The organism is Psychrobacter sp. (genome assembly GCF_049295055.1).
Lineage (GTDB): Bacteria > Pseudomonadota > Gammaproteobacteria > Pseudomonadales > Moraxellaceae > Psychrobacter.
This window is the reverse complement of record NZ_JBAQQF010000007.1, coordinates 1-14,677: the sequence shown is the minus strand read 5'-3', so window position 1 is coordinate 14,677 and position 14,677 is coordinate 1. Positions and strand designations below refer to the sequence as shown.

The 14,677-nt window shown below is 42.8% G+C and carries 11 protein-coding genes; 7 read left to right on the top strand and 4 right to left on the bottom strand.

Annotated features, from left to right (window positions below; all coding sequences use genetic code 11):
• Positions 1-42 precede the first annotated feature (42 nt).
• Positions 43-348 carry an LPS translocon maturation chaperone LptM gene (gene lptM / locus WAZ74_RS01390; protein ID WP_422305014.1) on the bottom strand — a complete coding sequence of 102 codons (306 nt, stop codon included), beginning with the start codon at positions 346-348 and terminating at the stop codon, positions 43-45.
• A gap of 709 nt (positions 349-1,057) precedes the next feature.
• On the opposite strand from lptM, the gene WAZ74_RS01385 reads away from it, so the two are divergent.
• From WAZ74_RS01385 to WAZ74_RS01355, 7 genes are all read left to right on the top strand, one after another.
• The gene (locus WAZ74_RS01385; protein ID WP_422305012.1) at positions 1,058-2,290 is read left to right on the top strand and encodes an acetate/propionate family kinase; all 1,233 of its coding nucleotides are present in this window, start codon (positions 1,058-1,060) and stop codon (positions 2,288-2,290) included.
• Between the two features lie 96 nt (positions 2,291-2,386).
• Positions 2,387-4,543 (top strand): phosphate acetyltransferase, encoded by a 2,157-nt coding sequence (gene pta, locus WAZ74_RS01380; protein WP_422305010.1) that lies wholly within the window; start codon positions 2,387-2,389, stop codon positions 4,541-4,543.
• Positions 4,544-4,811: 268 nt separating this feature from the next.
• On the top strand, positions 4,812-5,765 hold the full coding sequence (locus tag WAZ74_RS01375) for a nicotinate-nicotinamide nucleotide adenylyltransferase (protein WP_422305008.1): 954 nt from the start codon (positions 4,812-4,814) through the stop codon (positions 5,763-5,765).
• A gap of 141 nt (positions 5,766-5,906) precedes the next feature.
• Positions 5,907-6,320 (top strand): ribosome silencing factor, encoded by a 414-nt coding sequence (gene rsfS, locus WAZ74_RS01370; RefSeq protein ID WP_422305006.1) that lies wholly within the window; start codon positions 5,907-5,909, stop codon positions 6,318-6,320.
• Between the two features lie 234 nt (positions 6,321-6,554).
• On the top strand, positions 6,555-7,325 hold the full coding sequence (locus WAZ74_RS01365) for an MOSC domain-containing protein (protein WP_422305038.1): 771 nt from the start codon (positions 6,555-6,557) through the stop codon (positions 7,323-7,325).
• Between the two features lie 6 nt (positions 7,326-7,331).
• Positions 7,332-8,216 carry an N-acetylmuramoyl-L-alanine amidase gene (locus tag WAZ74_RS01360; protein ID WP_422305004.1) on the top strand — a complete coding sequence of 295 codons (885 nt, stop codon included), beginning with the start codon at positions 7,332-7,334 and terminating at the stop codon, positions 8,214-8,216.
• 29 nt (positions 8,217-8,245) lie between these two features.
• On the top strand, positions 8,246-8,443 hold the full coding sequence (locus tag WAZ74_RS01355; RefSeq protein WP_422305002.1) for a hypothetical protein: 198 nt from the start codon (positions 8,246-8,248) through the stop codon (positions 8,441-8,443).
• 142 nt (positions 8,444-8,585) lie between these two features.
• On the opposite strand, the gene WAZ74_RS01350 is transcribed toward WAZ74_RS01355, so the two are convergent.
• The 3 genes from WAZ74_RS01350 to purL form a co-directional block, all read right to left on the bottom strand.
• Positions 8,586-9,698, bottom strand: coding sequence for a hypothetical protein (locus WAZ74_RS01350; RefSeq protein ID WP_422305000.1), 1,113 nt, complete (start codon positions 9,696-9,698; stop codon positions 8,586-8,588).
• A 13-nt stretch (positions 9,699-9,711) separates the two neighbouring features.
• Positions 9,712-10,155: a Panacea domain-containing protein gene (locus tag WAZ74_RS01345; protein WP_422304998.1), complete on the bottom strand. Its 444-nt coding sequence runs from the start codon at positions 10,153-10,155 to the stop codon at positions 9,712-9,714.
• 468 nt (positions 10,156-10,623) lie between these two features.
• Positions 10,624-14,634: a phosphoribosylformylglycinamidine synthase gene (gene purL / locus WAZ74_RS01340; protein WP_422304996.1), complete on the bottom strand. Its 4,011-nt coding sequence runs from the start codon at positions 14,632-14,634 to the stop codon at positions 10,624-10,626.
• Positions 14,635-14,677 lie beyond the last annotated feature (43 nt).

Genomic DNA, 14,677 nt, shown 5'->3' with positions numbered 1-14,677 from the left:
AATCTTAGGAAGTATTTTAACCGCTTTAATGTTTCTTAAAAATCAATAATCATTAGGGTCGTCACTGGGTTCAGGCAGCTTGAAGTCGTCCACATTTTTATTATCATCAATATTAGCAAAGGCAGTATCCTGTGGATTATTGCCACTATCAACTATCGCCGTACTATCTCGAGTCACTTTACTACTCGAGTCTACAAGGTATAAATCGCCTTTTTGCCCACAGCCTGTTAAGCCTGCCATGCCCATTAAAATAGTAGTAGCGAGTATTAACTTATAACTGGCATGGCGACTGACACTAATGACTGCGTTAGGGCATTCAGTTTTTGAGGTGCGTCTTATAATAAACATAAAATGAATAACCTTACTCTTGCAATGGTTTTAATAGGATAAAAATCACTATTAGTGAAAATGCAGCCAATAATGCAGCTAATATAGAACAGAGGGAAAATGATAATTTTTTAATCATAGCATTATTCTATAAAGCTGTGCGCCTACGGAATCTGATTGGTACATAAATTTGCTGAAATATAGCTATAAGACTTCAAATAACTTCAAAACAACTTCGAAATAACTATCCTTACAACAGTTTATTTTTAAGATGAATTGATTTTATAGCACCCTATTGATCAAGCTAGGATAAATTTTGACAAACTTACTTACAATTTTCATAAAGTTTATTTTATCTTGTCACAACGGTTAAATAACGGTTAAACTTCAGCTGCGCTCGGTGTACAGTTGTATTGAACACTCAGAGACTCACTCATTAAAACCTTATAGTTATCGTGGTATAACCTCAAAATTATGGTACATTATACTCAACCCTTGCAGCTGTGACGAGGCGCTAATGGGCGTCTTATTAAGGCTCAAAGGCATTAATAAGTATTTAAAAAGCCTTGAAAACAGTGATGGCCTAAACCTAAGGCAAATCAGTCGTATGATTGTTTGCCTATGTCAGTTGTTTGGCATATACCAGCAATAATATAGCTGGTTTTCGTTTATTTAACAGGTGGTCATCGACGATAATTACCCTTTATAAAATATAATCTAAGGATAGAGTATGAGCGCTGGCGTAACCACCACTTTTGATGACAAAAACTCTGAAACATCGACCCTCACCAATCCTACTTTAGTATTGAATTGTGGCTCTTCTTCAATCAAATATGCTTTGATTAGTGACGATGAAAGCACTCGTATCACTGGTCTTGCAGAAAACTTAGGTCTCGATACTGCTCGTATTAAACATACTGCTTTAAACGGCGAAAAGCTGGAAATTGCTATCCCTGGTGGTCGTCATGAATTGGCTTTACAAAAAATTCTTGCCCTACTTGAACAGTATCACTTTATTGCCGTGGGGCATCGAGTGGTCCATGGTGGTCGTGAATATTCAGCAGCGGTTCGTGTTGATGATCATGTCTTACAAGAAGTTAAACGCTTAAAAGTCTTGGCGCCCCTACATAATCCTGCTAACGCTTTGGGCATTGAAGCAGTGCAAGCGATTTATCCTGACATTCCGCAAGTCGTAGTATTTGACACCGCTTTCCATCAAACCATGCCGCCTGTTGCTTTCCGCTATCCGCTACCAAAAGCACTCTATTCAGAACATAAAATCCGTCGTTATGGCTTCCATGGTACCTCGCATGCTTATGTGTCAGAACGCGCCAGCCAAATTACCAGCGCTAAAGGCCCACATGGTTGGTTAACCGCACATTTAGGTAATGGTTGTTCAGCGACTGCCGTCTACGATGGCAAAAGTCTTGATACCAGTATGGGGCTGACTCCGCTCGAAGGTTTGATGATGGGTACGCGTAGTGGTGATGTCGATCCTAGCCTACACATCCATCTAAAACGTCAATTGGGCATGAGCCTAGAAGAGATTGACAAAATGCTCAATAATGAAAGTGGTCTGCTTGGTATCTCAGGCTTATCAAATGACTTGCGTACCGTTGAGCAAGCGGCTAATGAAGGACATGCAGATGCAATGCTTGCTATTGAGATGTTCGCTTACCGCGTGGGTAAATATCTTGCCAGCCTAAGCTGTGCGCTACCTGAACTTACTGGCATTGTCTTTACTGGTGGTATCGGTGAAAACTCAGCGACCACTCGTGCTCGTATCTTAAATGTGATGCGTCACTTCGGTATCAAGTTCGACGCTGATAAGAACAAAGCGCTCGTTGGCGGCGCCGAAGGCAGTCTACACACGGATGATAGCAGCATTGAGCTGTGGGTTATTCCAACCGATGAAGAGTGTCGTATTGCGCAAGAAACTCGTCAAGCCTTGGGTCTAAAATAAGACGCATACCGTTGGTTACTATAAGAATCACAAGCTGATTCTTATACACTCAAGGATGATACATCTTTAAAAATATAATAAACAGTAGGATATATTATGCAAACTATTTTACTTGTACCAATCAGTCGCGGTATCGGTGTAACGTCAGCCGCTCTGGGCTTGATTCGTGCTTTTGACTATAACGGTATCAAAGCGGGCTTTATGAAGCCGTTTTTGCAAGACGATACGCTTGATAAACAAAACAGTTTAGACAGCTCAAGCGCTTTGGCCATGCACGCGTTTGGTCTAACCCCGCCTGAATCTATCAGCCGTCAACGTGTTGAGCGGATGATTGGTGATGACAACCTTGATGACTTGATGGAAGAAGTGGTCGTTAATTATCATACCCTCGGCGATGATTATGATGTGGTAATCTGCGAAGGCTTGGTACCGACCACCGAGACCTCTTATGCCTCACAAATCAACCGTGCGATTGCCCACGCCTTAGATGCCAGAATCATCTTTGTTAGCACTGCTGATACCAGTAAACCTGCCTATTTAGCCGACAAGCTTGATGTCCATGCCCGTGAATTTGGTGGCATGGCCAGTGATCGTACTTTAGGCTGTATCTTGATGCGTATGCATGACTTGCCAAATACACAAAGCACCTTAGAAAATCAAATCGTTGCCCCTGGTGAAGCCATTGTGAGCTTGGACAGCGGCTTTATGCAAGAAGTCCAGCGCCTATCGCCACATTTCAATACCGAACAATTCCGCTTAATCGGTGTGGTGCCATTTAGTGATTCGCTATCTGTACCTCGTACTTGGGATATCGCCGCTGAGCTTGATGCTACTTGGCTAAATGTCGGTGAAGCAAAATCTCGCCGTATCAACCGTATCAGCTTGACTGCGCGCTCAGTTGCGCGCGTCGATGAAGTGTTCAAACGTGGCACGCTTATCGTGGTGCCGGGTGACCGTGACGATTTATTATTGGCAGCTGGACTGGCCTGTATCAATGGTATTCCACTAGCAGGATTGGTCTTGACCGGCGGCGTTGTTCCCAGTCCAACGGTGGCTGAGCTCTGGCAATCCGCCCTCAAAACGGGTATCCCTGTGATGAGTGTTGAAGATGACAGCTTTGAGACGGTACAGAGTCTATTGCAAGTGAGTGCAGAGATTCCAAGCGATGATACCGAACGCGCTGAAGAAGTGGCTCGCTATGTAGCAGCGCACTTGGATCTCAGCTGGATTAAAGAATATTTTAGCCAAAATCATGAGCCGCGTTTGTCACCATCAGCATTTCGTCATCAAGTAGTCAAAAAGGCGCAAAGTGCCAAAAAACGTATCGTGCTGCCCGAAGGCTCTGAACCACGGACGGTAGAAGCAGCTTGTATTTGCCAAAGTCGCGGTATTGCCAATTGTGTATTACTCGCTAAGCGTGCTGATGTCGAACAAGTGGCCAAAAACCGCGATTTAATCTTGCCAGAAGGTCTGGAAATCATCGACCCTGATACCCTCGATATGGACAAATATATCGCTGCCGTCGTTGAACGTCGTAAAGGTAAAACCAATGCAGAAGTCGCTGCCGAATACCTAAAAGATACCGTCTATTTAGGTACGACCATGTTAGAGATGGACGAAGTTGATGGCTTAGTTTCTGGTGCCATTCATACCACTGCCAATACCGTACGCCCAGCATTCCAGTTGATTAAAACGGCACCGCAATATTCTTTGGTATCATCCATTTTCTTTATGCTATTGCCAGAGCAAGTGGTGGTCTATGGTGACTGTGCGATTAATCCAGATCCAACGGCTGAAGAGTTGGCTGAGATTGCTATTCAGTCGGCTGAATCTGCGGCGGCCTTTGGTATCAATCCAAAAGTTGCGATGATTAGCTACTCAACAGGTGCTTCAGGTACAGGCGCTGATGTTGAAAAGGTCATCCGTGCCACTGAAATTGTCCGCGAGCGCATGCCGAATCTAGCGGTCGATGGACCCTTGCAGTATGATGCGGCTTCTGTGATGAGCGTCGGTAAACAAAAAGCGCCTGACTCACCAGTTGCTGGACAAGCCAACGTCTTTATCTTCCCAGACCTCAATACCGGTAACACCACTTATAAAGCGGTACAGCGTAGTGCCAATGTGGTCAGTGTCGGTCCGATGTTGCAAGGTTTGAATAAGCCAGTAAACGACTTATCACGTGGCGCATTGGTCGATGATATTATCTATACCATCGCCCTTACTGCCATTCAAGCGGATAGTGACGAAATCTAATTGCTGCTTATATAGTCGCTGTTTATATAGTCACTGTTTATATGGTCACTGTTTATATGGTCACTAGCTAATCGCTTAGCAGCGAGCTTAAAATAAATATTTTTTATAGCCGATTATCATCATGATAGTCGGTTTTTTATTGGCTGCTATAATCAATATTAGTATCTTTTTAGCGCTTTTAATGACAACTATACATCGGCCCATTACAATCATGCTTTAACATGCTTTACTCATAGCATTCTATTTATAGGTAACACTTTCAATTATTATGCCGCACTTAGCTCAGTCCACTTATCCAAGCTCTGATGTAAAAAGCTCTGTTATTGCATCTGACAAGGCTTCTGCCCCTGCCATTCGTGCGTATTTGGGTGGCTCATTTGACCCTGTACACAACGGTCATCTACAAATGGCATTGTATGTTTATCAGTATTTGTTACCGATAGCGGAGCAGCAACAGCGCGAACTACATGTATCGTTACTGCCTAATGCGCGCTCACCTTTTAAAGAAGATAGCACAGACCCTGAGCACCGCTTAGCCATGCTAAAGCTGGCAATACAAAACACAGCGCTAAAGATTAATGAGCTTGAGCTGTGGCAGACGCCGCCTGTCTATACTATCGATAGCGTACAGACATTACGCGCCCGCTACCCGCATGACAGTTTGATATTTATTATGGGTATGGATAGCGCCCGTAGTCTAGAACAATGGAAGAACGGCTTACAACTCACTGATTATGTCAATCTATGGGTTTTTGACCGTAGCAGCGTATCTAAAAGTACTAACGCCTTTTCTAATACCGATAAAACTCTTAATAATAAAAATATAATAACATCAGATATCGCTATTTTTCCTGCTCAATTGCAATCCCAATTACCTATGCCGCTACAAAACCTAACGGTCCGTTTAGCCACTGAGTTGTTAACGCCTATCTCTCAAAACTTAGCAGACAGCCCTCTCTTAAAAACCATCAATCAAGGCTACCTTTATATAGACCCGCGCCCTGTCGCTGTAGTATCAAGCACCCAAATACGCCAGCAGTTACAGCAGACGGAAAATCGATTGTATATAATGCCCTCAGCCGAAACGCAAATCACATCTATAGCAGCAATAAATGATATCATAGGCAATACTGCACTTAATTCATTAGCTAAATGGCTAAATCCTGCTGTTTATCGATATATTATCGCCCATCAGCTATATTCTGCTGCTCAATTCCGTTAAAATCATCTTATCATTGTCATTTTGCCCACCCTGTCTTGATACGTCACTGCTCATATTGAGTCAGTGCGACAATACAATTTTATGCAAATTGACGATTTACCATTTTATTTTTAATATTGACGATTCAAGAGATTAAAATTTATGACCAACACCATGACTGAAGAACGCTTAAAAGAATGTTTAGATGTAGTCGAAAGCGCGCTAGACGATATGAAAGCTAAGAACATCACCGTAATGAATGTAGAAGATTTGACTGACGTTATGGAACGTATCGTTATCGCTGACGGTACCTCTAAGCGTCATGTACGCGCGATGGCTGACAGTGTCGGCGCTGAAGCGAAGCAAGCAGGCTTTATGCCACTTGGTCGCGAAGGCGGAATCGATTCTGACTGGACGTTGATTGATTTGGGTGCAGTTGTCGTGCATATGATGACGCCACAAGCCCGCGAGTTCTATGACTTAGAAGGTCTATGGTCATCACCTGAGCAATTGGCTGAACTGGTCGCTGTGCCGCGTGAAAAGAAAACAGCCGGTCGCCGTAATAAAAATAAGTAATCTTATTTATTGCCGTAACGCTATAAAAAAAAGACCAGATGACTATTCTGGTCTTTTTTTGTTTAAATTTTAGCGCTAATCGACTTTAAGGTACTACTAAACTTTAAGGTGCTGAAGCCGTATAATCAGACGCATGATTAGGCTAAGATAATACGCATTATTCATACCAATAACGACAAAGCCACGCGCCTAATAAAAACTTATAAATTAGGACAATCCATGAGCTTAGAACCTATGAACATACAAACCATACAATCCTCTACCCCAACAAATAAAGCGAATTTTAATCAAACCCTGCCCCTGCATATTGCTAACTTAACCTGCGTCCGTGCAGGCAAGGCGATGCCGTTCACTCGTGAGCAAATGAGTGCTATTGATAAAGCGCCCATCAAAGCACCTGTCGCCGTCAATTTTATGGGCTTAACCACTGATGAGCAAGCCGATCGCCGTCATCATGGTGGCCCCCTAAAAGCGGTGCATCAGATGCCTACGGCTACTTATGGTTGTATCAATACAGAATTTAACCTTAATGTTCGTATCGGGACGTTGGGCGAAAACCTGACGACGGAAGCGGTGAATGATTTGCCAGAAATGACAGAAGCAACAGTTTGTATTGGCGACGTTTTTCAGTATGGTCAAGATGAAGTTATTGATGGTAATGCTGAGAACAGCGTACAACTACGACTCGTCCAACCACGCCGACCCTGCTACAAAATCAATGACCAAATCGGACAGTTCACCAAAGTGCCTAATATCGCTTCGTGGATTACCAAGCAAGGTATCGCAGGATGGTATTTTGAGGTCGTACGTGATGGGATGATTAACGCTGATTTGCCGGTATATTTGATAGAACGTCCCTATCCTTTTGCGACATTAGAGAAGCTATGGCAACTGTCTAACTCAAAAGAGAAGTTTGACGCAGAGGTGATTGAGCCTTGGCTTACGATTGAGTGTTTAGAGGACAGTTGGAAAACGGTTTTGGCGAAGAAGATTGAAAAGGGTTAGCAGTTCATGGCAAAAAATATATTTTTAGCATTAGCATGTACCTTAACGCTGCCTTTGATTGGCTGCGTGACCACTAATAACACCCAAATAGAGAATACTGAACCTTTCGTTATTGACAGCCAAACCTATCAAGCCACCGGCAAAAGCGAGCGGATTAAATCCATCGTCCTACACTATACCGTCTCAGATAATGCCAGATCGGTAAAAACATTGACCACGGGTCAAGTCAGCGCTCACTATCTAATTTTAGACCATGACGATAATAAGATTTATAACCTAGTGCCTGAAAGCGAACGCGCTTGGCATGCAGGTGATGGCGGGTTTGCGGGTAGAACTATCCTTAATGATACTTCTATCGGCATCGAAATCGTCAACGCAGGCATTCAACCCCAGTATAGAAACGCACTCAAAAATGGTGATTTCGAATATCATCCTTATAAGCACTACGTAGAGTTTGACGAGTTACAGATTAAAAAAGTAGCGCAGCTGGTGCAAGATTTGGCAGCAAGATATAGCATTTCACCAAAAAATATCATCGGTCATGCGGATATGGCACCGTCGCGCAAAATTGACCCCGGTGCAAAGTTCCCTTGGCAACGACTGTATACAGAGTATGGTATTGGCGCTTGGTATGATGACTTTGATAAGCAATTCTTTATGCATCAAGACACGTTTGCAGCGGCAACGATACCTGAGGTTAAGCAAGCGTTTCGTGATTACGGCTATCAAATCAATGATAGTGATGAGTGGGATAAAGCCAGTCGCAATGTCGTTTACGCCTTTCAATTGCATTTCAGACCGCAGCAGCCAACGGGCGAGCTGGATTTAGAAACTTATGCTATTTTAAAGGCACTCAATAAGAAGTATGCTGGTCGTGATGACTTTTATTGATGGATAAAAAATATTAGGAGACATAAGCCATGAGCAACTCACAATATAACGAGCAAAATGAGCAAGACGATCTTCAGAAGTATTTAGAAGAAAAAGCAAAGCAAGAGCAGGAAAATCAGCAGCAACAGGAAGCTGAGTCGCTTTCTGAATATGAGGCTTGTGTGCTAAAAGAGAGTGCAAAGATTCATGAGTTGATTGCTGAGGCTAAGAGAGAGGGTAAAAAATAATTTGAGAGATTAGTAGTTAGTTAACTTTAAACTCAGATCTTAAAAACCTTATTAACTACCTATTTATTATATTATTGTTTGAATAGTATAATAAATACTGCATCATATATTCAGCATCTATATACGTAAAACTTTACTATAGCTATGAGTATTTCGCTAAAAGCTTGTTATATCTATTGATAAAGCTATCACTATCTAGGAAATAGTTTGGATAAGCTTCTTCAATTTTATTAACATCATCAACCGACACCAAAACGACATCAAATTTATCACTGCCTTTGTAAGTCTTCTCTAACCGATAGTAATTTTCATTTGCTTTTTTACCATCAAAGTAATGCAGCACTCTGGTCTCACGAGACTCTAAGTCTAACTGGATTAGATAATACTTAGCCTCAGGACTTTTTCCTAATAAATTAATAGAATTGACACTTTTTAGCTTTTCAATAACTTTTAATTCTTTCTCAAGTGCGTTTAATTTAGTACATATTTCTGTCGAAGTTAATTCTGCATAACTAGAAATAACAGGAGCATTTTCTTCAATAGAAAACAATACACTTGTTAGTTCAAGAAACCTTAAGTACCTTTTATCTCCTTCTCCTGCTTTAAATGAAGCTTTGTATAGAGAACCAAGTATCTCTACAATTGTAGCCCATTCATGTTGTACTTTCGTGCGGATCTGTAGTTCCAGTCGAAAAATCTTATTATCGACCTTACATTTAAAAATCTGGTGTATACCCCTATAACCATCAGGTTTGGGTTTACTTATATAGTTATTTGTCCTTGCTTCATTTTCAATATAATCTGAATTATATATTTCGCATGTTTCTCTGTCATTAATAAAACGCTCAACTGCTTGCATATTAGGTAAAGTAACTCTAATTCCCACTATATCTTCCATTTGAGAAAGTCTAGTTGAAGGAAGTCGAACTAATTTCATTGAAATTGATTCTAACCTTTTTGTGCGAGAACCAACAATACTTTCCTGATCAACCTCTAATCTTTCCAACTTCTCTTTTAATAGATTTGAAAATATCTTAAGACAAGGTGCATGATTTTCTCGATACTTTCTAAGTATAAGTAATGCGTTTGTAAACTCTTCTTCTCTTTTAGTATCTAGATTTGAACTTTCCATACAAGAACGTATAACGTCTCCAGCCCTTGTTACATCTGAATTAGAGATAGGAAAAGAGAGTGGTACATCCTTACTGATGCCACTCTCTTCAACGTTATTAAAAGTTGTCTTTATATCTAACATTACAATTTAAATATCATACTTTGCCGTTAATCATATCTTGCGAATTGATAATCGTACCTAATTGCCCATTCGACCATGCAGTTTCTGGCTGATGTGTCATCCAAGATAATTCAGTTCCAGTATAGTTGCCATACGCATCAACTATTTGTTTTAGAAATTCAGTCACTTGATAGTCATAAGTATCTATCTTATGAAACTCGTTCCACATATTAGAACCAATTTCATGAATACTTCTATAACCAAACTTCTTAAACTCATGATAAATTTCAGGTAAAACAGGGCCATACTGCCAGCGTTCGAAGTTACCATCAAATAGTGGCATGTTAGTTGATTTCAAATGCCATGCTTGAGCGAAAAACATTAACTTTTGCAGCTTCATAGGAGTTAAGTTATTAATTTTTCCATTATTAGCTTGTTCAATAAAAGCGTTTGCAATTGCAATTGCTGAATATTTCATAATAACCTCCTCATATTGGCTAAAGACTACTTTGGACAGTGTATGGTTTTGTTAGAAAGGAAAAGTGGAGTGGCATATAATTACAATATGCTATTTTTTTCAGAAAATACACTTGGAAAGTGTAAAGATGTTGGGTTCAATATCTCATTAATGGTATGTATTATATCATATAATACCGAAGATTAATATATATAACATATACTTAAAGACTACTCCAAAGGTCGTCACACGAATCCATACGTTCTTAGCTACCATCCCAATCGACGACTAAGACAATAGCGAAACAGAAAATTCCCTTTAAGGAATTTTCACTTGCGAAGCTAAAATTGCAATGCAATTTTTTAACGCTTCTCAGGAAATAGCTCCCCTACTTCTTAAAATCCCAAACACAAAAAAGGTGAGCCGAAGCCCACCTTCTTATTATAAAAAGCTATTATCTAAAATTAATACAAATTATCCTAACGAAACTTATCTTACCCAAGCCCGCGCATTACGGAACATACGCATCCACGCGCCGTCCTCATCCCACGCTTCTGGTTTCCAGCTGTGATTGTAGGCTCGTAGAGTACGCTCAGGATGCGGCATCATGATGGTAACGCGACCGTCAGTGCTACACAGACCCGTGACACCGCCGACCGAACCGTTTGGATTGAGCGGATACGTCTCAGTTGACTGACCTTGGCTATCGACGAAGCGCATAGCGAGCTGACCATGTTTTGCCATACCGTCGATTTCTGTCTCGTTAAGCGTGGCATAGCCTTCACCGTGGGCAATAGCGATCGGTAAGATACTGTCTTGCATGCCTTTAAACAGGATGGACTTGGTGCGCTCAACTTTGACATTGACCGTACGCGCTTCAAAGCGAGCCGATTTATTGGCGATAAAGCGTGGGAAGTTTTCCGCGCCTGGGATGAGATCTTTTAACTGCGCCATCATCTGACAACCGTTACAAACGCCAAGTGAGAAGGTATCAGGACGGGCAAAGAAGCGTACAAACTGCATGCGTAATTCGTCATGGAACAAGATAGAGTTCGCCCAACCAGAGCCTGCGCCCAGCACGTCACCGTAACTAAAGCCACCACAAGCGACCAGACCATCGAAGTCGCGTAGATTGATGCGACCGCTGAGTAAATCACTCATGTGGACGTCGACCGCTTCAAATCCTGCTTGAGTAAAGCCTGCTGCCATCTCTAGCTGACCATTGACGCCTTGCTCACGTAAGATAGCGACTCTTGGTTTATTTTCCCTACTATTTAAGTAAGGCACTTCAACTTTTTGGTTGAGATCAAAGTTTGGTACAGCAATAAGACCTTGATGGCTAGTATCGCTAATCAAGTCATATTCTTGCTGGACGCACGCTGGATTGTCACGGCGGCGGGCGATTTGATAGCTGACCTGACTCCACTCTTGCTGTAATTCAGTACGGCTAAAGCGTAACGTATCCTCGCCCATAAGGGTTGGCGTTTGGATAATTAGGCTGTCTTCTTCCGAGCTTTGACCAACGAGGCTCAGCATATCGCTGACATTAAATTCTTCCGCCAATTGCATTAATGCTGCAACGTTTTCTGGCAATACTTGGATGACCGCGCCCAACTCTTCACTGAACAGTTGACCGAGTAAATTATCATCAGTCAATGACAGCTTGATACCTTGACGGCTGGTAAATTGCATCTCAGCAATGGTCGCAAGTAATCCGCCATCACCGATATCGTGATAAGCGCTGATAACTTCTTGCGCGTTACCCGCTTGGATAAAGTTAAAGAAATCGACCAAGTCACTAGGCTGCGCTAAATCTGGGCAATCGTTACCTAATTGGCTAAGCGTTTGCGCGAGGATTGAGCCACCTAGACGTAGCTTGCCTTTAGACAAGTCAATACGGTAGAAGGCACTATCACCATTAATAAGCTCAGGCGTTAAGGTTTTTGCCACATCAATAACAGGCGCAAAAGCCGTAATCACTAAGCTCATTGGCGAAACCACTGATTTATCCGTGCTGCCGTTCTCGTCTTCGTCTGCCCAATTGGCACGCATCGATAGCGAGTCTTTACCGACTGGAATAGCGATACCAAGTGCCGGGCATAGTTCTTCACCAACAGCATGTACGGCATCAAACAAGGCCGCATCTTCGGCATCATCGCCACACGCTGCCATCCAGTTTGCAGACATGGTAATGTCAGATAGCTGAGTAATACGTGCACCAGCGATATTGGTGATTGCTTCACCAACAGCAAGGCGTGCTGAAGCAGTTGGGCTAATAAGTGCAACTGGCGTACGTTCACCGACACTCATCGCTTCACCGCTCATCGGCTGACCATCAAGCGCGATCAATCCTGATGCCGTAACGGCACAATCTGATACTGGCACTTGATAGCGACCAACGAATTGATCGCGTACCACCATACCTGTGATAGAGCGGTCACCGATGCTGATCAAGAATGATTTGCTCGCAACCGTTGGATGACGTAGCACGTCTTTGATTGATTCGGCTAGGTTGACTTCGCCTAGCTCTAATGCTGGCAAGGTAGTCTCTTGACGGTTAAAGCTGCGCTTCATCTGCGGCGTACCACCGAGCAAGACTTGCATCGGCATATCGACTGGCTGCTCAGCTAATAGTTCATCATTAACGACAAGCTGACGGATATCTGTCGCTGTACCCAAAATCGCATACGGGCAGCGCTCACGGGCACAAATCGCATCGAACTGCGCTTCACTTTCAGGGCGAATCGCCAGTACATAACGCTCTTGTGCTTCGTTTGACCAAATTGCCATCGGTGACATGCCCGCTTCTAGCGACGGAATCTTACGCAAGTTTAGCACCGCGCCCATTTCATGGTCATTGACCAATTCTGGCATGGCATTTGAAAGACCACCTGCACCGACGTCATGTAGCGAGACAATGGGGTTGCCATCTTTACCACCATTACTAACATCTACGTCATTACCCGCTAAGGCCCAGCAACGATCCATCACTTCTTGACAGCGACGTTCCATCTCAGCGTTATCACGCTGCACAGAAGCAAAGTCTAAGCCTTCATCTAAAGAGCCACTATCGACTGAAGATGCTGCACCGCCGCCCAAGCCGATTTGCATCGCTGGACCACCAAGGACGATAAGCAGATCACCTTGTTGAATCGTGTTTTTTTCAATTAAATTGCGTTTGATATTGCCATAACCACCGGCAAGCATGATTGGCTTATGGTAGCCACGCATTTCACTGCCGTCTTTTGCCGCTGACGTGTCCAACTGGAAGCTACGGAAATAACCGCATAAGTTCGGACGACCAAACTCATTAGAGAAATTGGCTGAGCCTAATGGCGCCTCAAGCATAATCTCAAGACTGGTTGCCATACGATCTGGCGTACCATAATCTTGCGTGCTTACATTACCAGACTGTTCCCACTTCTCTGCTAGCTCGGGAATATGGAGATGTGATACATGAAAGCCCGTTAAACCTGCTTTTGGTTTACCGCCACGACCGGTTGCACCTTCGTCACGAATCTCACCGCCAGCACCCGTCGCTGCACCTGCATACGGGGCAATCGCGGTTGGATGATTATGGGTTTCGACTTTCATTAAAATGTCAATTTCTTCTTGATGGAAACTGTAAGGGTGCGCTGAATTGGCATCCATAGCATCAGTAGGAACAGGATAAAAACGCAACCCTTCAGAACCAGCCATCACCGCAGCGTTGTCTTTATAAGCGGACAAGATACCTTGCGGGTTGGCTTTATAAGTATTCTTAATCATTTGGAACAGTGATTTAGATTGTACTGCACCATCTACTGTCCACTCTGCATTGAAAATCTTATGGCGGCAATGCTCTGAGTTCGCCTGTGCAAACATCATTAGCTCAACGTCGGTCGGATTGCGCTTTAGCTCATTGACGTAAGCATTCATTAGATAATCGATGTCTTCAACAGATAACGCAAAACCAAATTCTTTATTAGCAGATTCAAGCGCTTCTTGACCTTGTCCAATCACATCAATATGATTTAATGATGCTGGTTGTCCATCGTCGAATAATTTATTCACGTCGTTTAAATCATAAACCAAGCTTTGTGTCATACGGTCAAACAATAATTGCTCAGCGTCTAATGGCAGTTTTTCACCTGCTTCGCCGTCTGCTTTTCCATCGACGGTTAGGGTATAAACAATCACGCGCTCAACACGCTTAATCGCAATTTCACAGTTATTAAAAATATCGGTCGCTTTACTTGCCCATGGCGATATGGTACCAAAACGTGGACCTACGATGACTTGTAACTGATTGCTTTGCGGAGCAGCAAGAACAGTGGCACTGTCGACAGCAAGTAAGTCTAGCGCTTTTTTATGCTCATCACCTTCGAGTTCTCGTGATAACACATACACTTGCTGGGTATGAATCTGGCTGACATTTAGCTCGGTTTTTTGCTGAAACTGACTGATGAGTTGCTGCGTCTGAAAATCGGTAAGAAACGGTTGTCCGGCGATGGTCATCATAAAGGCTTGTTCCATAGGATATAGGCAATAACAGGCATCTCTG